At 34.7% G+C, this 26,917-nt stretch carries 27 protein-coding genes; 9 read left to right on the top strand and 18 right to left on the bottom strand.

Annotated elements, in window-relative coordinates:
* Nucleotides 1-24: 24 nt before the first annotated feature.
* Entirely contained in the window at nt 25-933 is a 909-nt protein-coding gene (locus B176_RS0108315; protein ID WP_017258339.1) for a TIGR02757 family protein, read from the top strand.
* Here the strand turns inward: B176_RS0108315 and B176_RS0108310 are convergent.
* From B176_RS0108310 to B176_RS0108290, 5 genes are all read right to left on the bottom strand, one after another.
* Nucleotides 930-2,798, bottom strand: coding sequence for an LTA synthase family protein (locus B176_RS0108310; protein ID WP_017258338.1), 1,869 nt, complete (start codon nt 2,796-2,798; stop codon nt 930-932). The genes B176_RS0108315 and B176_RS0108310 overlap by 4 nt on opposite strands.
* A gap of 62 nt (nt 2,799-2,860) precedes the next feature.
* The gene (locus tag B176_RS0108305) at nt 2,861-3,538 is read right to left on the bottom strand and encodes a DUF4412 domain-containing protein (RefSeq protein WP_154647929.1); all 678 of its coding nucleotides are present in this window, start codon (nt 3,536-3,538) and stop codon (nt 2,861-2,863) included.
* Between the two features lie 96 nt (nt 3,539-3,634).
* Nucleotides 3,635-5,701 (bottom strand): ComEC/Rec2 family competence protein, encoded by a 2,067-nt coding sequence (locus B176_RS0108300; protein WP_017258336.1) that lies wholly within the window; start codon nt 5,699-5,701, stop codon nt 3,635-3,637.
* Nucleotides 5,702-5,704: 3 nt separating this feature from the next.
* Entirely contained in the window at nt 5,705-7,765 is a 2,061-nt protein-coding gene (locus B176_RS0108295) for a helix-hairpin-helix domain-containing protein (protein ID WP_017258335.1), read from the bottom strand.
* Nucleotides 7,755-8,555, bottom strand: a complete 801-nt coding sequence (locus tag B176_RS0108290) for a PorV/PorQ family protein (protein ID WP_017258334.1) — start codon at nt 8,553-8,555, stop codon at nt 7,755-7,757. The genes B176_RS0108295 and B176_RS0108290 overlap by 11 nt, the downstream gene beginning before the upstream one ends.
* Before the next feature lie 88 nt (nt 8,556-8,643).
* Here B176_RS0108290 and B176_RS0108285 point away from each other — a divergent pair, with 88 nt between their 5' ends.
* The gene (locus tag B176_RS0108285; RefSeq protein WP_026063228.1) at nt 8,644-9,690 is read left to right on the top strand and encodes a metallophosphoesterase; all 1,047 of its coding nucleotides are present in this window, start codon (nt 8,644-8,646) and stop codon (nt 9,688-9,690) included.
* Here B176_RS0108285 and B176_RS0108280 read toward each other — a convergent pair.
* From B176_RS0108280 to B176_RS0108260, 4 genes are all read right to left on the bottom strand, one after another.
* Complete coding sequence (locus B176_RS0108280) at nt 9,664-10,572, bottom strand: diacylglycerol/lipid kinase family protein (protein ID WP_017258332.1); 909 nt, start codon at nt 10,570-10,572, stop codon at nt 9,664-9,666. The genes B176_RS0108285 and B176_RS0108280 overlap by 27 nt on opposite strands.
* A 45-nt stretch (nt 10,573-10,617) precedes the next feature.
* Nucleotides 10,618-10,953, bottom strand: coding sequence for a MerR family transcriptional regulator (locus B176_RS0108275; RefSeq protein ID WP_017258331.1), 336 nt, complete (start codon nt 10,951-10,953; stop codon nt 10,618-10,620).
* Nucleotides 10,954-10,963: 10 nt separating this feature from the next.
* The gene (locus B176_RS0108270) at nt 10,964-11,929 is read right to left on the bottom strand and encodes a M23 family metallopeptidase (protein WP_017258330.1); all 966 of its coding nucleotides are present in this window, start codon (nt 11,927-11,929) and stop codon (nt 10,964-10,966) included.
* A gap of 222 nt (nt 11,930-12,151) precedes the next feature.
* Nucleotides 12,152-12,346: a hypothetical protein gene (locus B176_RS0108260; protein ID WP_017258329.1), complete on the bottom strand. Its 195-nt coding sequence runs from the start codon at nt 12,344-12,346 to the stop codon at nt 12,152-12,154.
* A 210-nt stretch (nt 12,347-12,556) separates the two neighbouring features.
* On the opposite strand from B176_RS0108260, the gene B176_RS0108250 reads away from it, so the two are divergent.
* Nucleotides 12,557-13,126 carry an RNA polymerase sigma factor gene (locus B176_RS0108250; RefSeq protein WP_026063227.1) on the top strand — a complete coding sequence of 190 codons (570 nt, stop codon included), beginning with the start codon at nt 12,557-12,559 and terminating at the stop codon, nt 13,124-13,126.
* A gap of 5 nt (nt 13,127-13,131) precedes the next feature.
* Nucleotides 13,132-14,226, top strand: a complete 1,095-nt coding sequence (locus tag B176_RS0108245) for a S1C family serine protease (protein ID WP_017258327.1) — start codon at nt 13,132-13,134, stop codon at nt 14,224-14,226.
* A 386-nt stretch (nt 14,227-14,612) separates the two neighbouring features.
* Here the strand turns inward: B176_RS0108245 and sppA are convergent, their stop codons facing one another.
* Nucleotides 14,613-16,373 carry a signal peptide peptidase SppA gene (gene sppA / locus B176_RS0108235; RefSeq protein WP_017258325.1) on the bottom strand — a complete coding sequence of 587 codons (1,761 nt, stop codon included), beginning with the start codon at nt 16,371-16,373 and terminating at the stop codon, nt 14,613-14,615.
* Between the two features lie 76 nt (nt 16,374-16,449).
* On the opposite strand from sppA, the gene folK reads away from it, so the two are divergent.
* Both folK and B176_RS0108225 read left to right on the top strand, forming a co-directional pair.
* Nucleotides 16,450-16,944 carry a 2-amino-4-hydroxy-6-hydroxymethyldihydropteridine diphosphokinase gene (folK, locus tag B176_RS0108230; protein WP_017258324.1) on the top strand — a complete coding sequence of 165 codons (495 nt, stop codon included), beginning with the start codon at nt 16,450-16,452 and terminating at the stop codon, nt 16,942-16,944.
* Between the two features lie 6 nt (nt 16,945-16,950).
* Nucleotides 16,951-17,322, top strand: a complete 372-nt coding sequence (locus B176_RS0108225; RefSeq protein ID WP_017258323.1) for an Hpt domain-containing protein — start codon at nt 16,951-16,953, stop codon at nt 17,320-17,322.
* A gap of 225 nt (nt 17,323-17,547) precedes the next feature.
* Here B176_RS0108225 and pssA read toward each other — a convergent pair whose 3' ends face one another.
* Together pssA and rho are read right to left on the bottom strand one after the other, a co-directional pair.
* Complete coding sequence (gene pssA / locus B176_RS0108220) at nt 17,548-18,228, bottom strand: CDP-diacylglycerol--serine O-phosphatidyltransferase (protein ID WP_017258322.1); 681 nt, start codon at nt 18,226-18,228, stop codon at nt 17,548-17,550.
* Between the two features lie 90 nt (nt 18,229-18,318).
* On the bottom strand, nt 18,319-19,896 hold the full coding sequence (rho, locus tag B176_RS0108215) for a transcription termination factor Rho (RefSeq protein WP_017258321.1): 1,578 nt from the start codon (nt 19,894-19,896) through the stop codon (nt 18,319-18,321).
* A 228-nt stretch (nt 19,897-20,124) separates the two neighbouring features.
* Here rho and pyrF point away from each other — a divergent pair, with 228 nt between their 5' ends.
* From pyrF to B176_RS0108200, 3 genes are all read left to right on the top strand, one after another.
* Nucleotides 20,125-20,952: an orotidine-5'-phosphate decarboxylase gene (gene pyrF / locus B176_RS0108210; RefSeq protein ID WP_017258320.1), complete on the top strand. Its 828-nt coding sequence runs from the start codon at nt 20,125-20,127 to the stop codon at nt 20,950-20,952.
* Nucleotides 20,953-21,145: 193 nt separating this feature from the next.
* A complete protein-coding gene (locus B176_RS0108205) occupies nt 21,146-22,438 on the top strand; it encodes a DUF2851 family protein (protein WP_017258319.1) in 1,293 nt (430 codons plus the stop codon).
* Nucleotides 22,431-22,652: a PspC domain-containing protein gene (locus B176_RS0108200; protein ID WP_017258318.1), complete on the top strand. Its 222-nt coding sequence runs from the start codon at nt 22,431-22,433 to the stop codon at nt 22,650-22,652. The genes B176_RS0108205 and B176_RS0108200 overlap by 8 nt, the downstream gene beginning before the upstream one ends.
* 67 nt (nt 22,653-22,719) lie before the next feature.
* Here the strand turns inward: B176_RS0108200 and B176_RS0108195 are convergent, their stop codons facing one another.
* The 6 genes from B176_RS0108195 to B176_RS0108170 form a co-directional block, all read right to left on the bottom strand.
* Complete coding sequence (locus B176_RS0108195) at nt 22,720-23,103, bottom strand: SRPBCC domain-containing protein (protein ID WP_017258317.1); 384 nt, start codon at nt 23,101-23,103, stop codon at nt 22,720-22,722.
* 126 nt (nt 23,104-23,229) lie between these two features.
* Nucleotides 23,230-23,442 carry a hypothetical protein gene (locus B176_RS0108190; RefSeq protein ID WP_026063226.1) on the bottom strand — a complete coding sequence of 71 codons (213 nt, stop codon included), beginning with the start codon at nt 23,440-23,442 and terminating at the stop codon, nt 23,230-23,232.
* 255 nt (nt 23,443-23,697) lie between these two features.
* Nucleotides 23,698-24,897 (bottom strand): acyl-CoA dehydrogenase family protein, encoded by a 1,200-nt coding sequence (locus B176_RS0108185; protein ID WP_017258315.1) that lies wholly within the window; start codon nt 24,895-24,897, stop codon nt 23,698-23,700.
* 30 nt (nt 24,898-24,927) lie between these two features.
* On the bottom strand, nt 24,928-25,470 hold the full coding sequence (locus B176_RS0108180) for a hypothetical protein (RefSeq protein WP_017258314.1): 543 nt from the start codon (nt 25,468-25,470) through the stop codon (nt 24,928-24,930).
* 1 nt (nt 25,471) lies between these two features.
* The gene (locus B176_RS0108175; protein WP_017258313.1) at nt 25,472-25,948 is read right to left on the bottom strand and encodes an RNA polymerase sigma factor; all 477 of its coding nucleotides are present in this window, start codon (nt 25,946-25,948) and stop codon (nt 25,472-25,474) included.
* A gap of 3 nt (nt 25,949-25,951) precedes the next feature.
* Nucleotides 25,952-26,911: a M23 family metallopeptidase gene (locus B176_RS0108170; protein WP_051130017.1), complete on the bottom strand. Its 960-nt coding sequence runs from the start codon at nt 26,909-26,911 to the stop codon at nt 25,952-25,954.
* Nucleotides 26,912-26,917 lie beyond the last annotated feature (6 nt).

The following is a 26,917-nucleotide window of genomic DNA, read 5'->3' as shown; positions in this document are numbered from 1 at the left end:
ATATTTTAATTAAAACTAATAACGTTGAAAGTACCTTCAAAATTTTCTGACCTAAAGGATTTTTTAGATGCCAAGGTCGAAATTTATAATCAGCCTAATTTTATTGAATTAGACCCAATTTCTATACCACATCTTTTTAGTAGACAGCAAGATATAGAAATCATGGGTTTTTGGAGCGCCATGCTTGCTTGGGGACAGCGTGTAACGATTATCAACAAGTGTAAAGAGCTAATTGAGTTAATGGACGGTACACCTTATGATTTTATCATGAATCATGCGGATACTGATTTAAAGCGACTGCTGAATTTCAAACATCGCACTTTTAACGCTACAGATACGCTTTACTTTATTGAGTTTTTTAAAACGCATTATTCAAATTATCAATCTCTGGAAGATGCTTTTTTACCTTTTAACAAGAAAACCGATTTTAGAGAGGACTTTTTAGATACATCGATTAAAGAGCATATAGCCCCCACTCCAAAATCTGAAGTGTGTTTAGCCTCTAAACTTGCTATAGATACCGTAGAAGGTAATTTGAATTATTTTAGATCGTATTTTTTTTCCTTGGATGATTTTCCACGCCGTACCATTAAGCATGTTTCTTCGCCTTTGCAAAAATCAACCTGTAAGCGTTTGAACATGTTTTTGCGTTGGATGGTGCGAGCTGATGATAACGGTGTTGATTTTGGTATTTGGAAACGTATTACACCAAACCAGTTAATTTGTCCGTGTGACGTTCATGTGGATCGGGTAGCTAGGCGATTAGGTTTGATTAGCAGGAAGCAAACCGACTGGCAAACTGCTTTAGAACTCACTGGAAACCTACGGAAGTATGATGCTACCGATCCAGCTAAGTATGATTTTGCTTTGTTTGGATTGGGAGTAGAAGAGAAGCGAATGTCTGATAAAAAGGAACTATTCTCTAAAAATTAATACTTCATATAATCTGTGTAAATAGTTTGCATTAAAGCTTTTGAGTTTTTTAAAGCTTCGAATTTAGCTTTTTCATTACTAAACTTATCTTCATAAATGAGTTGCTTACCAATTGGGTCAAAACTAACCGCTTTTTTATTCTCGTTGATAAATCCAAAACCGTTGTTCCAACTGTAAAATGCAAAACCTTTTACGGCCGGCGATAACAGATTTTTACTGTAGTGGAAAGCAGTATCGCTAAGGTTTAATTGGTTTAAAAGCGTGGAGGCAAGATCAACTTGGGCGCCAACTTTTTCAACCCTTTGATTCTTAAATTCTGTTTTCAAAGCTCCTCCAAAAAATAAAATCGGTATATGATAACGCCCCGGTTCAAAAATGTCGTTTTGTTCTGTAGGTAAACGGTGACCATGGTCTGCAACCAGAATAAAGAGCGTATTGTTGTACCAAGCCTGCTTTTTTGCTTGGTTAACGTAATCGTATAAAATAGAATCGGTGTAAAAAGCCGTACTTCTGAACATATTGCTTACCGTTTTATCACCAAATTTATATTTACCTTTTAAATAAAAAGGTTCGTGGTTTGATAGCGTTAAAAGCGTGGTAAAGAATGGTTGTTTTTCCGCTTTCAGATCTTTTAAATGCGTTGTCATGGTTACATCATCTGCAACGCCCCATTTCGTTAATTTCTCGTTGGTTTTTATATCGTTAACATCTTTAACATTCTCAAACCCATGACTGATAAGGTATGATTTGAAATTAGCGAAGTTTAAATCTCCTCCGTAAATAAAAGAAGTGTGATAGCCGATGTTTTTAACCTCTTGTGAGATTGAGGGTAACTTTACCTGTTTGTCGTTGGTTTTGATGATGCTTTCCGTTGCCTGTGAAGGGAAACCACTTAAGATGGCTACAATTCCCTTGTCCGTTCTGTCTGATGCCGAATAAATGTTTGTAAACAGCAATCCTTCAGCAATTAATTTACTGAAGTTTGGTGTTACGTTTTTTTCGGGACCTATTTCTTTAATAACATCGGCTGTAAAGCTTTCTAAAATTATTAGAACGATGTTGGGTTTTGATGTGTTTAAAATTAAAGGAAACTCAACTGATTTGTTAAACAAACTATCTTTTATTGCTATTGCTTCTTCGGGTTTAAAATATAAATACGGATTACCTTTTATTTTGCTTTGGCTTAAGATGTTTGAGATTAAAAACCAATTGGTGTTAATGGCAGCTATATTTAATATCTGGTGCTGGCTAAAATACACTCGGCTGGTATTCATCGGTGCAACCGTTAAACTTCCTCTGATTGCTAAAAATGTTAATCCTATAATCAGGAAAGAAATTATTGGTTTTATAATCCATCTCGCTTTGTTTAAACCCAATGTAGCCTGAGGGAATAATTTGCGGTACATCAAAATGCCTAGGAATGCCAATACAAGAAAACCAATTATATTGCTAAAAATAGGAGAGGAAGAAGAAGAAGCTACAGCTTCTTTGGGCGAGTCTATAAAAAAGCCGATTGCTTTATAATTTAATTTAGTGCCCCATTCCCGGTATATATTTACATCTATAATAGCTGTGATGGCAGTTATCACCACTAAGATATAGCTGTAAATATGAATAGATTTTAATGAAATGCTTGATTTATTGAAGAACCATGCAATAATCACCAAAAGAAATGGTAACGCACAAAAATAGCCAGCCATCGAAGCGTCCATGTGCAAACCATGCCCAAAGGTTTTTAAAATATCGATAAAAGAAAATTCGGTCAGCTTTTTGAAATTCCAAAGTTCAAATACTACTTTGTTAAGTACAAAAAAGAGAACCCAAAAGATAAAATATCTAACAAAAAAAGAAAGGCTTTTAAGCATGTTGCAATTTATAAAAAAAGCAAAGCTTAAAAGCCTTAAAAATATAATTTTATGGGTGATTTTTAGCCGCCCATCTGACTTAGTAATGCGTTAAAATCCATTACTTCGTAACCTGCGGGTACTTGGAAATCAATATCAGCAACAGCGGTTTCATCAATGCTTTTTAAAGTCATTTTTGATTTCATGCCGCTAGCATCTTGGCTAAACTCAACAGGAACGCCTTTTACACCGTTAATTGGAGAGGTTAAGGAGTTTGTTGGTATTTGAATATCAGTAGTTGTCCAAATTTCACTTTGCACTCCTGACTCTTTATCCTTTAAAAGATATTTTACACAGTTATATCCAGCAATCTTTTTTTGTGCTGTGGTTGGTGTTACTTCAAAATCCTGTTCACCCGACTGTAACTCACGCATTTTTTTAGACTGGTCTTTGTTCATCTTTACAGCAATCTTTTTCCCCTGCATGGGCACTTCTGTTAAACTTAAGGTTTCGTTTGAGGCGTTGTTGAAAATTACAGATGTTGCGTACATTCCCATATCCATTTTAAATTTGCTGTAATCACCCTTGAACACTACTTTAAACTCTTTAGGTAGCATGCCAGCCATTGATTGCTGGTCGGCAGGTAAATTGTATTCTACCGCATAAGTTACTGTACCCTGTTTAATTGTTTTTTGTGCCTGCGCCATAAATGTATATCCCATACAAATGGCTATTGTTAATACTGCTTTTAGTTGCTTCAAAATATTTGTTTTTAAGTTAGATATTAGATGATTAACGATGTTACAAGATAAATTATTTTAATGTTGTTTAGCTATTGAGAAATCGAAATGAATTTTTTAAAGTTTATATTCTACAGCAAACTCTCTTTTTAAAGTTTTTATGGGGAGTTTTAGTATTTCTGCTTGCGATCTCAGGTTTTTAATAACAAAGTCTCTATTTCTGCCATCTATTAATAAAGTATTAAAATTATTTGATGATAAAATTTCAGTTAAGTTGAAAATGCGGTCGCTACTTAAAAGCAACCAATTTTCTTCTGACAGCATCTTGTTAAAACCACCTTTGCCAATTATTTTCAACGCCTTGCCTTCAAAATTATAGACTTTCTCAGTTTCGGTTAGGTGTGGATTCAAAAATTGGATGTTGTTTATATGGCAACTATCTAAATAGGGTTTTACCGAAAACACATAAGTAAACTCGTCGGTATCTAAATCGGTTACTAAAACTGCACTTCTTCCTTTTATAAATGCAATGGCAGTGTTTTTTCTTAGCGAAAAAAAAGTAACGTTTCGCTGTTGTATGTGGTTAAATTCTTTCCATGTTAAACTGATGATAAGGCATGCTGCTAAAATAATGCTTAGCCTTAAAAAAAGTAAGTTTTTTAACGAGAAAAGGATAGCGATAATCAAACAGTAACCCAAAAATATCTCAGTTTTATCAAACCAAACTTGAGTAATATTTGCATGTGGAATTTCCTCTATAAATTTTAACCCGGTATTGGTAAAAATGATAGTTTGTTCTAAGATAACAGCGAAAACTTTTAGCTGAGGAATTAGCGTGGCAAATAGTAAAAAAGCAAAACCAGCATACATAATTAGCGTTGCTGGTATCACTATAAAGAGGTTGCTTAATATAAAATAAACAGGAAATTGATGAAAGTAAAATAAACTAAACGGAGCTGTAACCAACTGCGCCGATATAGAAACAGCCATCACAGACCATGCAGCTTTGATGATAGGATTCTCGGGACTGTACCACAGGCTGACTTTTGGATAAAGATAAATTAAACCGCCAACGGCAATGTACGATAGCTGAAAACCAACATTTACCAAACTAAAAGGATTGTATAGTAAAATTAGGAATGCAGAAAGACCTAGAACGTTAAAGATGTTAACGTTTTTAGATTTTGCCTTGGCAATCAAAACAAAACTGATCATAATTGCCGCCCGCGTAACAGACGGAGCTAAGCCAGTTATTAACGCATAAAACCAAACCAGTGAGATTATCAAAAGCGTTTTTGCAATTATTAACTTCTTTTTACGGTTCATAAATCCCAGCAAAAAGTTTAAAAGAAAAGCCACAATGGCCACATGCATTCCAGAAACAGAAAGCACATGCATAGTTCCTGTATTAGAGTAAGTGGCCAGTAGCTCTCTGTCTAAGGTTTCTCGATAACCTAAAACCAAGGTAGACGCTACGCCTCTAGCATCTTTATCTGCCAAATAATTTTTGATTTTTGCAACCTGCTGATCTCTAAACGCTAAGGCAAAGGCTATTATCGGGTTTCCTTGGTCTGTTTCAATTACTGCAATCTGTTTTTGATTAATAAAAGTTTGATGATAAATGTTTTGTAATGCTAAAAAACGACGATAATTGAATTCAGCAAAATTATAGGGCGGTTCTGTTTCTTTATATTTTGATACCAATATAATACGATCGCCATATTTTAAACCTAAAGTTTTTGTACTATCTATCCGCAATGCAACAAGTAATTTTCCGGTAGTTTTGCTTAGCTTTTCACCGTCGATATTAGCATCAATAATTAAAACGAATCTAGCAATGTCTCCCTTTAACTTTGGGTTTTCCTCAATTACTCCAATCAGCTCTTTTGAACTAATTTTAGAGAAATGATTAGCGTAGTATATCTGTTTTCGATGATTGGTTATTACAATACCAGCCATTAGCACAGTAGTGTAGATGATAAATCCAGTAATGTCTCGCCTTAAATAAAGCCGCAGGCGCTTGTAAAAGATTGCGAAAAATAAAGTTATTCCGCAAAGGCTATAAAATGTGATTTCGTAAGCAGGGTTAGGAGCAAGGTTTTGCGTTGTAGAAATAGAAATCCCTATTATGAAACATAAAACCAACCTTAAAAATGGAACCTCGGTTTTATAGTAAGCAATCATAATCTAAAACTGTACCCTTAGTTGAACCTTCGCTTCTGAACGGTTATTTCCCTGAATTTCATCGAGTCCCGACCCCACAGTGATTACCCCATTAAATTTGGTGTAGCTGTACTTTACCCATAAATCAACGCCTCGTTTTACGTTATACCTCACATTCGTATAAAATTTAATCCCTTGATTTTGGAAACCAGGGATAGAAAAGCCATATAAAACATCGTTTTCGTAGGTATAGATCCGCGTATCAAAACCATCTGTATCAAACAAAGTGAAACGCATATTTCCCGACCATCTTGAACTTAAAGGACTATAATTCACATCCTGATAAGCTAAGAAACCGAATTTAGTAGTTGTACTTTCTTGGTTGTACTGAACAATTTCTAAGCGATTGCGTAAAGAGAAAATACTGTTCACCTGGTACTGAACCTCTGCTCGATAATTTGATTTTTTTTCGAAATCAAGTATGTTGGTAAATAACTTTTCCGGAGCATTCTTCTGTTTGTTCTGAAACTGGTAACGTAAGGTAAAGCGAGTTGTTTTATTTGGAGTATAGTTGAACTGACCTAAAATATCATAGCCACTTGATGGCGCATCCACTCCGAATTTCAACCACGGAAATTTGAATAGATCGGTATAAAAATCTATTCCAAACTTCCTGTTGGGCTTAATCTGTACACCGGCGTAAAAACCTTTTTCATTTACTGCAGTACTGCTTTCGCCGATTCCCTGGTTGTAAAACGAGTAATAATCTTTTTGGTAATTTCTATGGAACAAAACCGCAGATACAATAGGGGATAAGCTCGTTATTAAGCCGTTGATGTAGGCAAAGCCGTAATTTAGGCTATGTGCAACCTCACCAAAAAAGTACGTGTTATTTAGGGTATAGCTGTAATTAAAACCAACGTTAGTTAATTGGTTTCCGCTAAAATCAAATTTGTTGTATAATGCATTTCCGGGTGCGAAATTTTGCTCGTACTTAGAGTGGTACGCTGTTAAACCTAAAGATAATTTTTGGTAGTTATATTGTACGTTACCACCAAATACCAGCTGACCTACACGTCTTCTGTTTTTTAGCTCATTTTCTGTTCTGTGTAAGCCACTTTGCTGTAATGATGATATGTCTTCGAGGTTGGTAAGTGGGTTTAAAGCTACGCCCGCATCCAATTTGTTGTAAGAAATAAAGGGCGTGAAATCGAATCTGCCGAAGTTAATCTGCGTAGCAGCACCTCTAAAATAAGAGAATTCGTTTACCGAAGTGTACGGTTTTAAACCTAGATTTTGTTTTGCAACTGCAAAAATATCTGCTCCTTTACCAAAACCTAAACCGCTCCATAAAGTTAAGCCTTGTCCAAATTGCAATGAGTAATCGCCGAGGGCAATCTTTTTAAGCCGTTTTATATCCTTTACATATAAACTAGACGATAAAAAATCGGGTCCGGTTTGGTCGTTGGTGTTGTTCCAGTATTTTTCTCCCGCATCTTTTTCGAGGTTTAAAGAAAATTGAATATTGTTACTGAAGGAAAAGCGGTAGCGGGTGAAAACTCTTTCTGGAGTACCCAGATATCTAGATTTACCAGAAGAAGCAGGGATGGAAAAACCTTTTTGTTTTTCCAAGTATCTGCTGTATCTAATTAATAAGTCGTTTTCTCCATCAGTAAAAAGCTTTTTAAAACTAAAGTTTTCGAAGCCAGTGGGAGCGCTTATATCTGCAAAATATAATAGATTTCTAATTGCCTCTAAGTCAAGCCCTCGGATACTCTGTAACTCTAGATCACTAATTAGTTTTCCATTAGTTACAATGTGCTCGAAAATAGCATTGATCTGTAAGGGATTTAGAAAAACCAGTTCTTGAAGTTGTTCTTTGTTGGTTTTATTCAGATTTATCTTGTTCTTTTTGTAGTAATTAAGCCGCTCTACAAGTTCGGTATAATCGTAATCGTCGGTTTGGTTGGCTACCACACTTTCAATAATCTCTTCTATTATCGGGTCATTATCTTGCTGGGCAAAAACAGAATCTGCGCATCCCAATATCAATAAAATAAAGAATAGCCTAACCCTAAAATTCATAACCTAAAGATATTTGCGGTGAATATCCCAGTACCGGATGAGAGGCAACGGCGAAATCTATATTTATTTTTTGATAATGTACGCCAAAACCAGCATACTGCTTAAACGGATTAACAGAAATACCACCTCGCAAAGCAACAAATTTCACAACTTTGTACTCAAGGCCGGTCTTAAAATCAGCTTCGCGGTCTAGGACTTTTTCAAACTCAGTAGTAATCATCAGCTGATCAGAGAAGATATAAGTTCCGCCAAATTGGATATGTGCAGGGATAACTTGCTCTGCATCGTCACTATATTTACTCTGATTTGGGTTGGCAATGTGCGATGCAAGCCATAGTTTTGGCAATACATTATACTGTAAACCTACCTCAATGCTAGCTGTATTTGCATTTCCATAATTTGTAATACTTAGCTGATGATAGTTTAAACCGATACCGATTAGCAGTTTTGGACCAAAAGCTTTTGCCAAGCTAATGCCGGTTTTAATTTCGTTATAGGCATCTATACCATAAGAATTAAAAATTGCGCCAACAGTATAGTTTTTTAAGGGTAGCGTAAAAACAGCCGACTTATTACTTAACTCTTTAAGTCCAAACCGGTTTTCGTAACCTGCCGAAATAGTTGGTTTAGTTAATAATGCAATTCCAGCTTGATTTTTACTGGCCGACCAAACATCTTGAATAGCTACGCCTGCTGTACCCAACGCGGTTATTTTTGGACCATAGTTTTCTTGTGCTTTTATCTCAAGATGAAGAAATACACATAAAAGCGATAAGTAAAATTTCGTCATGCGTAATTGATTTGAGTTGAATTTAAGAAATCAAATTAAATTATCTGCATAAGCTTTCAAATTGGTGTTTTTTTTGTAGTTTAAGTGCATGACTGAGAGCAAATTGATGTGTGAAGTTTTGGTGATTGGTGATTCTGGAAACGTAAAACGTAGGCAAGAAGATGAGGTACTAAGCTTGCTCAAAAACCATTTACCCAATTCCACAGAGTCTGTACTTTTGTTTTTAGGAGATAATATTTATCCACATGGTTTACCGGCAGAAAACGATGTACTGCGTGATGATGCAGAGCTGGTTTTAAAAGCACATTACAATGCCGTTAAAGATTTTAAGGGTAAAACCGTTTTTATATCGGGAAATCATGATTGGAACAAGGGAAAGCGTGATGGCTTGGCTTACGTTTTAAGGCAAGAGGATTATCTGAATAATCTTTTTAGACCCCAACAAGTTTTTTTTCCGGAGAACGGTTGTCCAGGACCTAAAGAGGTTTTTAGTAATGAATTTTTAGCAATTATAGCCATAAATACACAATGGTGGGTTCAAAAAGGAGTGAGGCCAATTGGGAAAACCTGTGGTTGCGAACAAGAAACGGAAGAAGATTTTTTTGTTCAGCTTAAAGCATTATTAGAGAAGCATAAAAATAAGCGGATTCTGGTTGCAGGCCATTATCCTATTTATAGTAATTCTTTGCATGGCGGTAAGTATAAGATTAAACATCACCTATTTCCGTTTACGATTTATAAAAAAAATGCATATTTTCCACTACCTTTTATTGGATCTTTACTGCCGATGTATCGTAAATATTTTGGAGCAAAGGAAGATCTTTCGCATCCACGCTTTAGAGTTCTGAGAAAAAAGCTAAAAGCGATATTTAGAACGTATCCCGGCTTAACTTACGTTGCAGGGCATGAACACAATTTACAGTTTATAGAAAAGTACGAGAACAATTTTATCGTTAGTGGTGCAGCGTCAAAATCAACCTATGTTATGGATAGTAAGTATTCAAGGTTTGGTATGTCTGCAAAAGGATTTTTTAAGCTTAAATTTTACGAGGATTTACGCGTAAAAGTGGAGGTTTTGATTGTGGATGATCAAAATAAGGACGGTGAATTAGTCTATGATGGTTGGATGCGATAAGTTCGGGTCGATAATTACCTGTAAAGCTTTAGGTAGTGTTTCTAGATAAACACAACTTACCTTTGACATCAGTTCCCCGTCGTTTTGTAAAAGTGTTCTTTTTGTACAGGTCACCTCCGCTTTTTTACATTTTAATACCTGAAAAAATTCCGAGTATTTAATGGTGTTTCTAAACATTTGATAAGCTATATTTATAATGTGGTATTTTGGAAAAGGTTTTACAATACAGATTTCAAAGTAGCCATCGTTCAAAATCCCATCAGGGTTAATTACTGCGCTAGTCCCATATTTTGTTGCATTTGCAAACGTTAACGACACAGCTTTAACGTTCATGATTTTGTCATCGTATTTGATTTTGAACCTGTAGCGCTTCAGTAAAAACATTTCATAAAATAGATGTTTTCCGTACGTAAATAAACCTCTGTTTGGGTCTAATTCAAATCGTTTTACGATACGGGCATTTAATCCAACATCTGCCAAGTGGACAGATATTTTATCATTTACTTTTAATAGGTCTATTTTTTGGGTTTTTCCGTGTTTAATTAAATCTAAACACGCTGGTAAAGTAGCAGGGATTTGTAGCTCTTTAGCCATTCCGTTTGCAGAACCGCTTGGTATAATAAGCAAAGAGATGTTTGTTGATTGGATAATAGAAGCAACTAAGTTCACAGTTCCGTCTCCACCTACAGCGCAAACGATATGCGGGGAAAAATCGCTTACAGCTTTTCTAATTTCATCCTCAAAATTTTTCTGGCAAACCACAATCTCAAACAAATAATTATTTGATTCAGCGTGTTTTTCGATGGTTTGATTAATCAGTGTGTCAGCTCGACTACCCGATTTTTTATTGATAACAAATAAAACTTTTTGTTTTTCATCCATATCGGAGACTAAATCTGGGTTCTTTTCAAAAGATATTCAGTGACCTTATAATTGCTCCTTTAGCTCAAGCATAAAAGATTTGATTTTTTCCAAAGCTTCAATAACTTTTTGTTGCTCATCAACCTCTTTTTTGTTTTTCTTCATAAAGTCTTTGGCACCTTGTATGGTAAAACCTTTGTCTTTAATCAAATTAAAAATTATTTTCAGGTTTGTGATATCCTCAGGTCGAAAAAGCCTATTGCCTTTAGCATTCTTTTTGGGCTGTAGAATGTCAAATTCTTTTTCGTAAAATCTAATCATTGATGTGTTTACATCAAACATTTCTGCTACCTCTCCAATAGGGTAATATGATTTTTGGATTTCTTTTTCTTTATAAGGCATGGTTAATTTGTTAATCTAATGATTGATTGTCTCTTGAAGCCACTTCTAGCAAGGTAACATATTCAGATGGGGTTAAATCGTTAAAAAAGAAATTTATAGGATTTATGGGTTTTCCCGATTTATAAACCTCATAGTGGCAATGGGGACCAGTTGATGCTCCGGTATTTCCTACATAGCCAATAATATCTCCACGTTTTACCCGATCACCTTTTCTTACTTTAAATTTGCTCATGTGCGCATATTTGGTCACATAGCTATAACCGTGGTTAATCATAACTCTGTTTCCATAACCACGTTCAACACCCGCTGCAATTATACTACCATCACCTGTTGCATATATAGGAGTGCCAATTGGGGCGGCAAAATCTATCCCATCATGCATTTTTCTTATTTTATAAATTGGGTGCATTCTATAACCAAAGCCAGATATCGAACGTAATTTTCTACTATCAATAGGTTGGATTGCCGGAATACTGGCCATCATTTTTCCTTTTGAATTAACTGCTTTGGTTAATTCATCGTAAGATTTTGATTGTACATAAAGTTGTTTTGATATAATGTCCAATTTTTTGGTAGTTTCAATCATCAAACTACTATAGTCGTAGTTTTCTAAATCCTTGTACCGATTTACGCCTCCAAAGCCAGCATTTCTTACTTCTGGTGCAATTGGTTCAGCTTCTAATATTACGCGGTAAATATTGTCGTCTCTATCTTGCAGGCTCTTCATAACCACATTTACCTGCTTCAGTCTGCTCTGTAAAATTTCGTATTGCAAAGTAAGCGAGCTGATTTCTCGCTTTAGCTGTTTTTCTTTTGGAGAATCTAGAAAAGTATAGGCGAAGGCAATGATGATAAAAGAGAAAACCAAAGCCGTTGACAAAAAGCCGAATCCTTTCAATATTTTAAGCCCCAAGCTTAACTTAACCTTTTCGTATTTAAGTGTTTGAGAATTAAAATAATATTTTGTTTTCGCCATTAATTGTAATTAATAGGTTTTGTATATCTATTGAGCTAACAAATGTAGTAAAAATATAGAACGTAGGTTTTGGCGAAAAAATATAATGAAGCTGGTAAAAAGAGAAGCTGAAAGAAAGGTGCCAAAATGTAAATTTTACATTTTGGGAGAGATAGAATTGCCTTGAAAACAAAAAAGCATCACTAAATAGCGATGCTTTTTTAAATTTTAGATTTTTAAATCTTATTTAGCAGCAGTAGTATCTACAGCAACCATAGAAGAATCACCAGCAACTGTATCAACAGCAGCAGTATCAACAGTGATTGAATCTAAAGAAGTAGAATCTTGAGTTGCGTCAGTAGCTTTGTTAGAGTTACAAGCAACAACTGATAAAGAGATTGCTAAAGCGAAAAATCCGAATTTGAATAAGTTTTTCATGTTAATTTTGTCTTTTTAATTATGATTAATTTATCCTTAATGCCAGAAACTTTAAAAGGTAACCCGGTAACCTCGAAAAAAAACTTAATTTTTTTAAAATAATTGTAATGAGCTAAAAATCAAGTAAATTAAACGTTTGCGTAAGAATGTGAAAATTAAATTTTTTTTTACCGAATAAGGGTTACAATTTAGCAAAAACAGTATTAAACAGTGAGCAGAAAGATAAATCATTCAATACCAACAGATAATGAAATTATTTTAGGAATACTGAATAATTCGTCTTCTACACTTCAATATCTTTACAAAGCTTATTACCCGATGATCCTACAATTGATCATTAATAATAACGGTAGCGAGCATGATGCAAAAGATATTTATCAGGAAAGTATAATTATACTTCACGATAAAATTAAAAGTGGAGATTTTGAATTAACTAGTAAACTCAAAACATTTTTATATTCTGTTTGCAGAAGGCTTTGGCTAAAAAAACTAAGTCATAAAAGTAGATTTAGTGAAAATATAAAAGATTACGAAGATCATTTTGAAGTGGAACCTGATTTGGCGCAACACGAAGAAAAAGATCAGCAATTCGTATTGATGAATAGTGCTTTAACACAGTTGGGAGAGCCTTGTAAAACTATTATTGAGGATTTTTATATCCACAGTAAATCCATGCAAGATATCTGTGAGAAATTTGGTTACACCAATTCAGACAATGCAAAAACACAAAAATATAAGTGTTTGCAACGATTAAAAAAGCTGTTTTTTAATCTAAAATAAGAGATATGAAAAGTGAAATAGATTTAATCAAAAGAATTGAAGCCTACTATAGTCATGAAATGACTGCAGAAGAAGCGCTGGCTTTTGAGGAAGACCGCAAGACTAATTCTGCTTTAGACCATAAAGTGATTGCGCATTTAGATTTTCTAAAAACGTTGAAATCTTTTGGTGAAGTTAATGCTTTAAGAGTAGCTTTGAACCAGATTCATGACGAATTAGATGTGGATAGCTTAACGGAAGAGTATAAAGAAACACCTACTTTACTATCTGTATTGTGGGTTAGATATCGTAAAAACTTGGCCGTTGCAGCAACTGTTGCTATTTTCATGACGTTAATCACCTTGTTTTCTACTGGCCAGTTTAACAGTAGTGAACATGGTTCTAATTACAGTGAACTGAAACGAGATATGGAGAACATCAAACGTTCTCAAACGGCACTTATTAGAAATATCAACAGCACCAGCAAACAGCCAAAGGATATTAGCCAATATAGTGGTACAGGTTTTATTTTATCGGCAAATGGTTATTTGGTAACCAATTACCATGTAATTAAAGACGCAGATTCTGTGTATGTACAAAATAATAAAGGCGAATCTTTCAAAGTTGAAACAGTATATGTTGATCCAGAATTTGATATTGCCGTATTACATATTAAAGATACTACGTTTAAGCATTTAGCTACCGTTCCTTATACTTTCAAAAAATCGAACTCTGATTTAGGCGAAGATGTTTATACCATTGGTTATCCTAAAGACGATGTGGTTTACGGAAAAGGCTATTTAAGTTCTTCTACTGGTTTTGCTGGCGATTCAATTGCGTATCAAATCTCTATCCCGGTTAATCCAGGTAATTCTGGAGGTCCCTTAATGGATAGCAAAGGAAATGTGATTGGAATTGTAAGTGGTAAACAAACCCAGGCAGACGGCGCTGCATTTGCTGTGAAATCCGATTATTTAATGAGGGCTGTAAATAGCATTTCGCAAGATTCTTTAACGCAAAAAATTTCAGTTAATAAAAGAAATACATTGGCTGGATTGAACCGCACCCAACAGATTAAAAAGATGCAGGATTATATATTTATGGTTAAAGTATATAACTAGTTTTTATTAGCGTTTATTGAAAAGTCCTGCCGTTTGGTGGGACTTTTTTTGTGAATTCTATTTGGCTATGAATCTCTTGTATGAGTTTATAAGAGTTAGTTTATTTCTAAATATATAGAATCCATTAATTAGGTTTTTATGTTTTCCTTCTTAGCTTTTGTATAGTTAGGGCGTTTTAACACGCCATCCGTTGTATCTTTTTGCTCTTGTATAGCTACCTGTAAAAAGAGCAAAAAGGATGTCACTGCTGTCGTTAACGCATAGGATGGTCGATAACAAGATTCGGCTATCAGTCTAAAAATCAACAAAAAATTCTTCCCGATCTTCATAAAAAAAAAGACCCAGATAACTCCGAGTCTTTTGATAATTTCAATATTTAGAAATTCTTATTGAAAGGTTATTTCATAAGGTAGTTTAGCTTGCAAACCACTCATGTTGTTAACTTCTTTTATTTTTTGATAATACTGGTAACTTTTCCCCAGCTCTTGTTTTACAAAATAAGCTTTGATCTTTTCGTCAGAACTACCTAATAACCCCATTAAACCATCTTTAATTTCTGGATAGTTTGAGATTTTGTAGTCTTTAATTTTTGCTCTTTTTGCAGCTTCGGCAATTGCATCGTCCAAATGCCCAAGCTTATCTACTAATTTTAGTTTTAATGCTTGTTCGCCTGTCCAAACACGGCCCTGTCCAATACTGTCAACATAAGTTTGAGATAATTTTCTTCCGTCTGCAACACGTTTGGTAAAATCATTATACGTTCTGTTGACTTCATTTTGTAGAATTAGTTTTTCTGCATTGTTTAACGGGCGACTTACGTTCCCTAAATCTGCAAACTGACCAGTTTTAACACCGTCAAAGGTAATTCCTAATTTATTGTTGAAAAAGCCTTTCATGTTTGGAATTACTGCAAATACCCCAATTGAACCTGTGATTGTTGTTGGTTCGGCAAAAATCTCATCAGCTGCGCAAGCAATATAATAACCGCCAGAAGCCGCGTAATCACCCATTGATACAATTACCGGTTTTGCTTTTTTAGCAAGCAATACTTCTCTCCAAATCACATCAGACGCCAAAGCACTTCCGCCAGGGCTGTTAACTCTCAACACAATCGCTTTAACTTTATCGTTTAAACGAGATTTTCTTATTGCTTTTGAAATTCCTTCAGAACCAATGGTATTTTCATCTCCCTCGCCACTGTTAATATCTCCATTTGCGTAAACCACAGCAATCCTTTCTGATGATGACCCTGTGCTTTTAATTGATTTTGCATAATCAGAAATGCCAACGGTATTTAGGTTTTTGTCTTTTGCTATTCCAGTTTTCGTTTTTAGTTCCTCTAAAATCTCATCCTTATACTTTAATCCATCAATCAGTTTGTAGGTCAAGGCATCCTGTGGCGAACGCGATTTTAGACCATCAGCAATAGCGATAATAGAATCTTGTGGAATTTTACGGCTTTTAGATATTTCTGTAGTTAAGTGGTTGTAAAGTGAACCTAACAATGCAGTTGTTTGTAAACGGTTAGCATCGCTCATTTTATCCAGAAAAAACGGCTCTACAGCGCTTTTGAATGTTCCTACTTTTATAATTTGAGCTTCAATATCCAGTTTGTCTAAAGCGCCTTTAAAAAACATAACCTCAGAACTCAGTCCTTTAAGTTCTAGTATGCCTTGTGGGTTTAAGTAAACTTTGTTGGCAACTGATGCCAAATAATATGCGCCTTGCGTATAAACTTCACTATAAGCAATAATAAATTTCCCTGATTTTTTAAAATCCAATAAAGCCGTTCTTATTTCTTCAATAGTGGCAAAGCCAGTCATCATATAATTTACATCCAAATAAATCCCCTTGATATTAGGGTCGATTTTGGCATTTTTGATGCTTTTCAAAATATCGTTTAGACCTATTTTTTTCTCACCTTTTAAGGGTCCGAAATCCAAATCATCTAAAGGACTGGAAGCACTGCGCTCGGTAATTGGCAGATTTAAGCTGAGGTGTAAGATACTGTTCTCTTTAACCTCCACATTTTCCTTTGCGCCACTTACCAAGGCAGTAATACTGCCGATAACGATAAGTATAATAACAAACGTAGAAATGAGAACGCCGACAATAGACGCGAAAACAAATTTGAAGAATTGTTTCATTATAATGAGTTGGATTTAAATGCTATTTTGCAAATATAAATTTTAGATAGGCATTTAAAGCAATTGTTACAAATTTATGAACACGATATTTTTAGGTTTAGGGAGTAATTTGGGAGATCGGTTAAAAAACCTAAAGAAAGCAATTGAAGAAATAGAACTTTTAGTTGGAAACATCGCCCTAAAGTCTGCTGTTTACGAAACTAAAGCTTGGGGTAAAAATGAGCAACCAGATTTTTTGAATATGGTGATTGAGGTGAAATCCCGGTTTTCTGCTGAAGATGTTTTAAATAAAACGCAAAAAATTGAAACCGATTTAGGGAGAATACGTAAAGAGAGATGGGGGTCAAGAACAATGGATATTGATATGCTATTTTACAATAACGAAATAATAGTTACAAATAGACTTAATATACCACATATTTTGATTGAGAAGCGTAAGTTTGTGTTATTACCTTTGGCAGAAATTGCAGCAACATTTTCTCATCCGGTGTTGAAAAAAACGATAGATCAGTTATTGTTTGAAAGTACCGACAACTTGGATGTAATAAAATTGGATGCTGTTTTACAATGATTTTTAATGGATAAAGACAATAAAGTAGCGGTAGACCTTTCTTATTTAAAAGAAGTGGCAAGCGACAACATCGAATTTATGGTAGAAATGATAGATATTTTTCTTGCACAAACGCCAGACTATGTCTCAATTTTAAGTAACGCCGTTTCTGATGAAAATTGGAGTAAAATTGCCGAAATGTCGCACAAAATCAAGCCAACATTGGCTTTTATGGGTGCAAATGAAGCAAAAGAGACCATGGCGACTATCGAATCAAGAGCTAGGGAAAAGGATGACTATCAAGGTATAGTGGTTGATTTTGGTAAACTTAAAGAAGATTTTAATCTAATTTTCTCTGGTTTACAAGAAAAGAGAAAAGAGCTTTTAGCCAGTAGCTAAAGGCTCTTTTCTTATTGTAGCTAATTTCAAAAGTAATTAACTGCTGATTTGTGGTTAATTTCGCTGTTTATTAACGAATAGCATAAAACCTTCTGTTCTGTTATAAAGCACTAATATCCACATATTAGCTTTTCAAATATCCTTTAATGTAAATCTTTCCTCGAGTATATTTTATTGGCAATTGCTAAGTTCGGCAAATACCACGGTATTATACCGTACATCAATCTATAGGCTTAATTTCTGCGATCTAAAATGTAGTTGTGAAAAAACGATATATAAAACTAAAATTAAGGGTATCGCTATAAATTGTAGGAAAGCAAGCAACAGAAGCGAAACTATTAAGAAAATAAATTTATATTTATTCGCTTGCCATTGTAAGCCCGACATTTTCATAGAAAACAACCTTAATTCACTCACCAATAGGTACGAAAGCAACGCTGTTAAGGTAATTAAGAAATAAGGGTTTGAGATAAAAGAAAATGTATCTAATAAATAGGGGAGAGAGATGATCAAAAATGTATTCATTGGCGTATTTAAGCCAATAAAATCCTCGGTTTGGCGAGTATCAACATTAAACTTTGCTAACCTTAATGCAGAAAAAATAGTAATTAAAAAACCTGTGTAAGCAATCCAGCCTAAGCCGGAAAGCATTAAAAGTTTGTAGATGATCATCCCTGGTAAAAAACCAAAACTTACAACATCGGCCAAAGAATCAAGCTCTTTACCTATTTCCGATTTTACGTTGAGCAACCTTGCTGCAAAACCATCAAAAAAATCAAATATACCAGATATTATTACAAAAAAAGCAACCGTTTTAAGGTCGCCATTAAATGCATAAATACTTCCTATACAACCCGACAAAAGGTTCGCACATGTTAAAGCATTAGGAATATGTTTTTTTATCATTCTTTTTAAAAGATGAAAGAGTCAAGAAACAAGAGCTAAGACTTCTTGCTGAGTCTCTACTCTTGTCTCTAAAAATCTTGAATCTAAATATTAGCTGTTCATCGAAACCAAAAATTCTTCATTAGATTTAGTTCCACGCATTTGAGTTAGTAAGAACTCCATAGCTTCTTGAGGATTCATGTCTGCTAGGTGATTTCTTAAAATCCAAAGTCTCTGCAAGGTTTCTTTGTCTAACAATAAATCGTCTCTTCTTGTACTTGAAGCTGTTAAATCAATAGCAGGGAAAATACGTTTGTTAGATAATTTTCTATCTAACTGTAATTCCATGTTACCAGTACCTTTAAATTCTTCGAAAATTACTTCGTCCATTTTAGAGCCAGTATCTGTTAAAGCAGTAGCCAGGATAGTTAATGAGCCACCGTCTTCAATATTACGGGCTGCACCAAAGAAACGTTTTGGTTTGTGCAAAGCGTTAGCATCAACACCACCAGAAAGTATTTTACCTGAAGCAGGTGCTACAGTATTGTAAGCTCTTGCTAAACGAGTGATGGAGTCTAAAAGAATTACCACATCATGACCACATTCTACCATACGTTTTGCTTTTTCTAAAACGATGTTAGCAATTTTTACGTGGCGTTCTGCTGGTTCGTCAAAAGTTGAAGAAACAACCTCAGCTCTTACACTACGGGCCATATCTGTAACCTCTTCCGGACGCTCATCAATCAATAAAATAATCAAATAAACTTCTGGGTGGTTTGCTGCAATGGCATTTGCTACTTCTTTTAATAAATTTGTTTTACCAGTTTTAGGTTGTGCAACTATTAAACCACGCTGACCTTTACCGATAGGGGTAAACAAATCCATGATCCTTGTAGAATGATCACTTGGTTTCATAAACAAGTTTAATCTTTCTGTAGGGAAAAGTGGCGTAAGGTAGTCAAACGGAACACGGTCTCTTACTTCCAATGGTACTCTGCCGTTGATAGATTCAACACGTACTAAAGGAAAATATTTTTCACCTTCTTTAGGTGGTCTTATGCTACCTCTAACGGTGTCTCCAGTTTTTAAACCGAATAATTTAATCTGCGATTGAGAAACGTAGATATCATCTGGAGAGGTTAAATAATTGTAATCTGATGATCTTAAGAAACCATAGCCATCTGGCATAATTTCTAAAACACCCTCATTTATAATTACGTTATCAAAATCAAACGCACTTTCTTGACTTCTTTGTTTTCCGTTTTTATCGGGTCTTATCTGCTTTGGCTCCGATCTGTTTTCTGAAGTTTCAGTAACAGCTGTTGCTTCTTCATCTTGTGTTTCTTCAGCTACTGCAACTTGTTTGGTTTTTCTAGCCAAAGGCTTCGCCGAAACTTCGTTCTCTTCATCATCGAAAAGAGAAACACTTTGTTTTGCTGTAGGCGTGATCTTTTCTTCCGCAACAGTTGTTTTAACTGTTCTTGCTCTTTTCTTGGGCTTTTCTTCTGGCGTACTTTCTTCGCTAACTGCACCAGAATTTCTAGCTGCCTCTATTAAGTCTTGTTGTTCTTTAATTTTAGCTACCAGATCAGCTTTACGCAATACGTCGGTGTTTTCTACACCAAAACTTTTTGCCATTTCACGAAGCTCAGAAACAAGCTTGTCGTTCAATTCGTTTGTATTAAACATTAATATGAATTATTATCAAGGGATTATATTTGTGATTTATCCTAGGAAATCAGGCAACGTACATTTAAAGTTCTTATGATTTTTATCTGTTTTACTTAATCCGTAGACAAAGGATAAATTGAGATTATGATGCAATAATATCGATTAATTTGTAAATCCTAAAATTTTATATTATTTTTTTTCAAGTTCCTTATAAAATTTATCAATTTAGCGCCTAAAATAAACAGTATGACGCGTCAACAACTTATCGAACAAATAAAAATAAAGCAATCTTTTTTAACCATTGGGTTAGATACTGATATTAATAAAATACCTAAGCATTTATTAAATACAGAAGATCCAGTATTTGAATTTAATAAGCAGATTATTGACGCTACCAAAGATTTGTGCGTTTCCTACAAAATAAACACTGCTTTTTACGAATGTAGAGGCGTAGCAGGTTGGAATTCATTAATTAAAACCGCAGATTATTTGCCGAAAGATATTTTTTCCATAGCGGATGCAAAGCGTGGCGATATAGGAAATACATCAGCAATGTATGCCGATGCTTTTTTTAATAAAGAAGTTTCGGGGATGAGTTTCGACTCGATTACCGTTGCGCCGTATATGGGTAAAGATTCTGTTACGCCTTTTTTAAAATATGAGGACAAGTGGGTAATCTTGTTGGCGCTAACCTCAAACGAGGGTGCAAAAGATTTTCAGTTTACACAAAATGAAGAAGGTTTTCTGTTTGAGAAGGTTTTGAAAAAATCTCAGGAATGGGCTAACGATGCAAATATGATGTATGTGGTTGGCGCAACCAGAGGAGAAGCTTTTTTAGAAATTAGAAAATCCGCTCCAAATCATTTTTTATTAGTGCCAGGAGTTGGTGCGCAAGGCGGTTCATTGGCCGATGTTTGTAAATACGGAATGAATGAAGATTGTGGGCTGTTGGTAAATTCGTCCAGAGCAATCATATATGCATCGGCAGGAGTGGACTTTGCCCAAGTAGCTAGAGCAGAAGCTTTGAAAGTTCAACAACAAATGGCAGAAGAGCTAAAAGCTATTGGTTTTTAGATTTTTGGGTTCGTTATATTGAGTTTATTCTCTCTTCAGACCGTCATCCCGAGGATAAGAGGAATCTCACAAATAGAGTTTTTTTTAGCGTGTGAGACTTCTATTTGTGAGCTAAGTCAAATCGTTCAACATGCCGAGGTTTTTTACTAACGACATTTAACCATAATTATAAAAATAATTTGCATTTTTAGGAATGCCATCGTCCGAAGCCATTCTTCATTTTATATGGAAGTATAAGTTGTTCAGCCTTTTAGGTTTGTACACCGTTGATGGTGAGCAAATTCAGATTTTGCAGTCTGGAATTCATAATATGGATTCGGGACCAGATTTTTTCAACGGAAAGGTGAAAATTGGAGAGACGCTGTGGGCAGGAAATATCGAAATCCATTTAAAGTCATCAGACTGGTTAAAGCATAAACACAATACAGATAAAGCATATGACAACGTGATTTTACATGTTGTTTGGGACCATGACGCACCGATTTACAGGACAGACAAAACTCTTATTCCAGTTTTGGAGCTTAAGGATGTTGTACAAACATCGGTGCTTGAAAATTACGAGCTGTTAATCGCAAATAATTATTGGATCCCTTGCGAAGCACAGCTTCCTTTTGTTGATGATTTTACCAAAAGCCAATGTTTGGATAGGATGTTGATTGAAAGGTTGGAAGATAAGGCATCAGCAATTAAAAGTATTTATCAAACAACAAACAGCAGTTGGGAAGATACCTTTTATACTGTTTTAGCCAGAAGCTTTGGCTTTAAGGTAAATGCATTGCCGTTTGAACTGTTGGCTAAAAATCTTCCTCAGCTAATTTTAGCAAAGCACAAAAACTCGGCTTTTCAAATTGAAGCGCTGATTTTTGGTGTCGCGGGTTTTTTAGATTTTAATTTTGAGGATGAATACCCAAAAGAATTGAAAAACGAATTTCAGTTTTTGAGAGCCAAGTATCAGCTTTCGGTTTTGGATGTGAGTTTATGGAAGTTTTCTAAAACCAGACCTGATAATTTCCCGACAATTAGATTAGCGCAATTTGCTGGACTAATTTTGCAATCAGAGCACCTGTTCTCGAAAATTATCAATATCCAAAACAAAAAAGGATTTGGAACGCTTTTTATTTCTTTACCTACAAATAATTACTGGGAAACGCATTTTAGGTTTGATAAAAACGTAGAAAACAAAAGCGTAAATATGGGCTTAAGTAGTATTGACAATCTGTTGATCAATGCAATTGCTCCGCTTTTATTTTTCTATGGAAAAGAAACAGGAACAAAAAGACTTGTTGATTTAGCTTTAAATTTGCTTTTGGAAATTAAACCTGAAGAAAATCAAATTGTTAGAGGATTTAGGCAAAGCGGGGTAAAGGCTGGCAACGCTTTTGATACACAAGCACTTATTCATTTAAAAAAAAGTTACTGTGATTTAAAAAAATGCTTAAATTGTGGCATTGGTTTGAAAATTATTAAGAAACAACAGGATGATTGACAAGATATTAGTTTTTTTTGAACGCTACTCTTTTGGGGTTTGTACCTATTTGGGCGACAAATTCAAGATTTCTCAGTCTAAAATTAGGTTATTTTTTATTTACACTTCTTTTTTATCTGCTGGTTTTCCTTTGGTTTTTTATTTTTTCGCTGCTTTTGTTTTGGACATTAGAACCTTTATTAAGCGTAAAAAAATGCAGTATTGGGATATCTAATTGGAAGTAAAAAGATAAAAGTAGAAAGTCAAAAGTAAAAAGACTTTGCTAATGTTGATATAATTATTTATTCTCCGTCAAAAAATTCAAATAACTCCCCAAAGTAACTGGTATTCCAACCATCAACAAATTCATCGTAAACTTCGTCTGGGATGTTAGTATGAACTAATTCAATTGAACATCCCTTTTTATGCTCATGAAGTTTCATCGTAACAATTGAAGCCTCATCTTGCCCTTCAAAATACCACTGTTGAACTATTTTTTTGTTCTCTTCAAATTCTAAGTTTTTACCTACAATATCTCCATCAAATAAAGAAAATTCTGATTGAGCTTCGGTACTCATTTCGGCTTCGGCTCCGCTCCATAATTTAATACTCAAAGGAATGGTTAAGGCTAAATAAACCTCTTCTGGTGGGGCTGGTAATGTGTAATATTTTTTAAAATCTTTCATTTCGGAAATTAATGTTGAGCGTAAAACGCTTTTAAGAGCAATAAAAAAGCATCTCAATTAAAAAAATTAAGATGCTTCGAAATTAAGGTTATTTTGAAGATTTATTGTTTGAAATTGTAATTTAAACTAGTTTTTTTTAGCGGTTACCAAAACTACAACTCCTGCAACTAATATAATTCCACCTGCATAAGGCGGCCAGTTTACCGTCTTTTGTTTATCTGCAGAGATTTGAATTGGGCCTGCATCAACTACTTTTTCTTTTTTGGTGTAGGAGAAACCTCCCCATATTAGCATTGCAATTCCTACAACTACTAAAATAATTCCGACTGTTTTGTTCATGATAAAGTTTTTAAGGTTTGTAACTGCTGGTGTAGAATACAAGTTTTAAGCCAAGTTTTTAATCATGGAGGGAACAGGGTTTTACATAGAGGACACGCAATTGTTTGCGAAACGGGTATTTTGTAACCACGGAGAACGCGGAGTTCACAGAGCTGGTTGTGAAAAAATGTGAAAATCAGAACCGGACTCTTTTCTGTTGACGATAGGAAGCATCATACAAGCAGGTTCTACTGATAGCGGTAAATATCTATTTCATTATCCTCCAAATGCATTTTCACCGGTAATATCCATTCCAGTAATCAGTAGATGAATATCGTGTGTACCTTCGTAAGTAATTACAGATTCTAAATTCATCATGTGGCGCATAATTGGATATTCACTGGTAATTCCCATTGCACCTAAAATCTGCCGAGCTTCTCTGGCTATATTTATTGAGGTTTCAACCGAGTTTCTTTTTGCCATTGAAATTTGAGCAGGAGTGGCGCTACCTTCATTTTTTAATACGCCCAAACGCCAAACTAACAACTGGGCTTTGGTTATTTCGGTAATCATTTCGGCTAATTTCTTTTGTTGTAACTGAAACGATGCGATGGGTTTGTTAAACTGTTTCCGATCTTTGGCATATCTTAAAGCAACATCGTAACAGTCCATTGCTGCACCCAAAACTCCCCAAGCAATTCCAAAGCGGGCTTGGTTCAAACAGCTGAGTGGTGCTTTTAATCCTTGAGCATTAGGTAAAATGTTTTCTTTTGGGATTTTTACGTTATCAAAAACCAATTCTCCGGTGGCAGAAGTCCTTAATGACCATTTTCCATGAGTTTCTGGTGTAGTAAATCCTTCAAATCCTCGTTCTACAATCACACCTCTTACAATTCCATTTTCGTTTTTAGCCCAAATTACCGCTATATCAGCAAACGGTGCATTTGAAATCCACATCTTTGAACCATTTAAAATAAAGTGCGCTCCTGCATCTTTAATATTAGTGCTTAATCCAGAAGGATCAGAGCCATGGTTGGGTTCCGTTAAACCGAAACAACCAATAAGTTCGCCTGTAGCTAATTTTGGAAGGTATTTTTGTTTTTGCTCCTCACTGCCAAAAGTAAAAATGGGATACATCACTAAAGAACCTTGTACGGATGCCATAGATCTAATGCCCGAGTCTCCACGTTCAATTTCCTGCATCATTATTCCGTAAGAAATATAATCTAAGCCTGCGCCACCATATTCGATAGGGATTGTTGGCCCAAAAGCAGCCATCTCGCCTAATCCTTTTATCAATTGCTTCGGACATGCCGCTCGTTGTGCAAAATCTTCAATAATTGGGGTGATTTCTGCTTTTACCCAATCTCTCAAGGTCGAACGTATTAATTGGTGTTCGGGAGTTAGCAAATCATCCATCAAATAATAATCTGGATGTTTGTAAAGGTCTTTTTTTAGAGATTTTTTTTGGCTCATGGCATTGGCTTATATCCAAATTTAATTAAACTAATCAAGCTCAGCTAGCGTTTGATTTAATTTATTAATGCGTTTGTTCCATATTTTTAACAAAATCAATATCTGAACAAGAACTACAAAAGCCAATACTGTTAAAATGCTGTATTTGAAATTATTGAATCGAATGTTGTATGTAAAAAACAAAAGCAGACCAGAGCAATAAATCGTTCTAGAAATAATCGATAATAAAGCATAGGTTTTTAATCTCGAAATAAACCTTTTTAAAGCTTCCCTAAAATTAGATTGATCAACTAAACCTCGATGTAAAATGTAAGCATACAAGTTGTGTGTAATTGGAGTTAAAACGCTAGCAACCAATATCAAATTGATGAAAATAGGTTTGTCTGCACCGTCAAATAAACTATAGTAAGTTACTAAAAAAGCAATCCAGCCTATTAATTCTATGATGATCTGTTTCCTGATTTTCCTTAAAACTGGATGTTTGTTTTCTTGCAGAAGTTTCTTGATCTCATTTTCCGACGTTTTCGGTGTGGCTATATTTTTCCAAGTTGTTCTTAAATCCTCTAACTCCATATTATTTAATTAAAAGTTTTTGAATTTTAATTCTTATTCTATTCATTTTTACATTGACATTATTCTCACTTATTCCAATAATTTCAGCAATTTCTTTATAACTCAGCTCTTCAAAATAAAGTGTTAAAATAGCCTTCTCACTATCGTTCAGTTGCTTAATAACGGTAAACAATTGCTCTTGTCTGCTTGCTAATTCTTCGTTAGGTTCATCATCAATATATTCCGGTAAGATTGTGGAATAAATAACAGCCAATTTCTTTTTCCTAAAAATGGCTACCGCGGTATTTAAGGCAATCTTATAAATCCAAGTACTTATTTTTGCATTTTTTTGAAATGAAGGGAAAGCTTTCCATAGCTGGAGAATAATTTCCTGAAAAAGGTCTTCTCTATCTTCTTTGCTATCGCGATACAACTTGCAGATCTTGTGAATAAGCCCAATGTTAGTTTGAATAACCTCTAAGAATTCCTTTTCAATCATCGATTAATCTGCTTTAATATGATCTCCTTTTACGAGCGAATAATCTTTTTGAAGTATTCCATTTACTAAAATGTTATTAAAAAAGCATTTTATGCCTGTGGCTTTATTAAAGTTTTCCAGATCTTGTATATGGAAATGTAAATGAGGTTCTGAGGAATTTCCAGAATTGCCACTCAGTCCTAAAAAGGCACCTTTTTTAACAATATCTCCCTGCTTAACTTTAATTGTATTTTGTTTAAAATGAGCCAATAGAATATATTCCTTGTTGTTGGTTTTTAATAAAACGGAATTTCCAAGGATAAACATCTTATTAAGTTCTCCCGGAATATTGTCTTTCACTCCATCTACTGCATAAGCCACTTCAGCATTACAAGGCGCTATTATTTCTTTTCCAAAACAATAATAATCCTCATTTGTTTTGCCATCGGTTTTATAGCTTTTCCCATTTTCTTGAATGATCAAATCGAAAGCATTTTGCTGAAATTTAACAACAACATGGTAATTCTGTTCTCTGGTATCACCTCCCCAAAATACTGTCCACTCGTCTTTAAAAGGTAAACGCATAGGTGTAATGTTTCGCTTTGTTTCGGCGAATTTGTTTGGGTCATAAGGTAAAGCATATATGCCTCCTATTTTTTTGCCATCCATCGAAATAAATAAAGACACTACGCCTTTTTCTAATTCAGTTTTATAGACATTAAAATTGCCTTCATACGCTAGCAAATCCATTTTTTTGATAGTTCCAAATTTAGTTTGAAGTTGAGATAAAAAGTTCTTCGTGTCTTTCAAGGATAAACTCGCTTTTGCGTGGTCAGAGAAATTGGCATATATATGATCGAACTGACTTTCATTATATAGTTTTTGAAATCTACTTAGTACAATTTCACTATTTGAACTTTCGATTTGCGGATACGCAATAGCGAAAGTGAACATCAATATGATAGTGTAGCAAATTTTTTTCATGTTTAT

Source organism: Pedobacter arcticus A12, from assembly GCF_000302595.1.
In the GTDB taxonomy this organism is placed as follows: domain Bacteria; phylum Bacteroidota; class Bacteroidia; order Sphingobacteriales; family Sphingobacteriaceae; genus Pseudopedobacter; species Pseudopedobacter arcticus.
The sequence above is the reverse complement of the archived record's forward strand: the minus strand, read 5'-3'. Positions and strand labels throughout refer to the sequence as shown.

What these genes read in the sequence shown, in the direction of transcription:
- B176_RS0108310 (WP_017258338.1), bottom strand. Translation starts at nt 2,798, where the DNA reads ATGCTTAAAAGCCTTTCTTTTTTTGTTAGATATTTTATCTTTTGGGTT.
- B176_RS0108300 (WP_017258336.1), bottom strand. Translation starts at nt 5,701, where the DNA reads ATGATTGCTTACTATAAAACCGAGGTTCCATTTTTAAGGTTGGTTTTA.
- B176_RS0108295 (WP_017258335.1), bottom strand. Translation starts at nt 7,765, where the DNA reads ATGAATTTTAGGGTTAGGCTATTCTTTATTTTATTGATATTGGGATGC.
- B176_RS0108290 (WP_017258334.1), bottom strand. Translation starts at nt 8,555, where the DNA reads ATGACGAAATTTTACTTATCGCTTTTATGTGTATTTCTTCATCTTGAG.
- B176_RS0108285 (WP_026063228.1), top strand. Translation starts at nt 8,644, where the DNA reads ATGACTGAGAGCAAATTGATGTGTGAAGTTTTGGTGATTGGTGATTCT.
- B176_RS0108280 (WP_017258332.1), bottom strand. Translation starts at nt 10,572, where the DNA reads ATGGATGAAAAACAAAAAGTTTTATTTGTTATCAATAAAAAATCGGGT.
- B176_RS0108275 (WP_017258331.1), bottom strand. Translation starts at nt 10,953, where the DNA reads ATGCCTTATAAAGAAAAAGAAATCCAAAAATCATATTACCCTATTGGA.
- B176_RS0108270 (WP_017258330.1), bottom strand. Translation starts at nt 11,929, where the DNA reads ATGGCGAAAACAAAATATTATTTTAATTCTCAAACACTTAAATACGAA.
- B176_RS0108260 (WP_017258329.1), bottom strand. Translation starts at nt 12,346, where the DNA reads ATGAAAAACTTATTCAAATTCGGATTTTTCGCTTTAGCAATCTCTTTA.
- B176_RS0108245 (WP_017258327.1), top strand. Translation starts at nt 13,132, where the DNA reads ATGAAAAGTGAAATAGATTTAATCAAAAGAATTGAAGCCTACTATAGT.
- sppA (WP_017258325.1), bottom strand. Translation starts at nt 16,373, where the DNA reads ATGAAACAATTCTTCAAATTTGTTTTCGCGTCTATTGTCGGCGTTCTC.
- folK (WP_017258324.1), top strand. Translation starts at nt 16,450, where the DNA reads ATGAACACGATATTTTTAGGTTTAGGGAGTAATTTGGGAGATCGGTTA.
- B176_RS0108225 (WP_017258323.1), top strand. Translation starts at nt 16,951, where the DNA reads ATGGATAAAGACAATAAAGTAGCGGTAGACCTTTCTTATTTAAAAGAA.
- pssA (WP_017258322.1), bottom strand. Translation starts at nt 18,228, where the DNA reads ATGATAAAAAAACATATTCCTAATGCTTTAACATGTGCGAACCTTTTG.
- rho (WP_017258321.1), bottom strand. Translation starts at nt 19,896, where the DNA reads ATGTTTAATACAAACGAATTGAACGACAAGCTTGTTTCTGAGCTTCGT.
- pyrF (WP_017258320.1), top strand. Translation starts at nt 20,125, where the DNA reads ATGACGCGTCAACAACTTATCGAACAAATAAAAATAAAGCAATCTTTT.
- B176_RS0108205 (WP_017258319.1), top strand. Translation starts at nt 21,146, where the DNA reads ATGCCATCGTCCGAAGCCATTCTTCATTTTATATGGAAGTATAAGTTG.
- B176_RS0108200 (WP_017258318.1), top strand. Translation starts at nt 22,431, where the DNA reads ATGATTGACAAGATATTAGTTTTTTTTGAACGCTACTCTTTTGGGGTT.
- B176_RS0108195 (WP_017258317.1), bottom strand. Translation starts at nt 23,103, where the DNA reads ATGAAAGATTTTAAAAAATATTACACATTACCAGCCCCACCAGAAGAG.
- B176_RS0108190 (WP_026063226.1), bottom strand. Translation starts at nt 23,442, where the DNA reads ATGAACAAAACAGTCGGAATTATTTTAGTAGTTGTAGGAATTGCAATG.
- B176_RS0108185 (WP_017258315.1), bottom strand. Translation starts at nt 24,897, where the DNA reads ATGAGCCAAAAAAAATCTCTAAAAAAAGACCTTTACAAACATCCAGAT.
- B176_RS0108180 (WP_017258314.1), bottom strand. Translation starts at nt 25,470, where the DNA reads ATGGAGTTAGAGGATTTAAGAACAACTTGGAAAAATATAGCCACACCG.
- B176_RS0108175 (WP_017258313.1), bottom strand. Translation starts at nt 25,948, where the DNA reads ATGATTGAAAAGGAATTCTTAGAGGTTATTCAAACTAACATTGGGCTT.
- B176_RS0108170 (WP_051130017.1), bottom strand. Translation starts at nt 26,911, where the DNA reads ATGAAAAAAATTTGCTACACTATCATATTGATGTTCACTTTCGCTATT.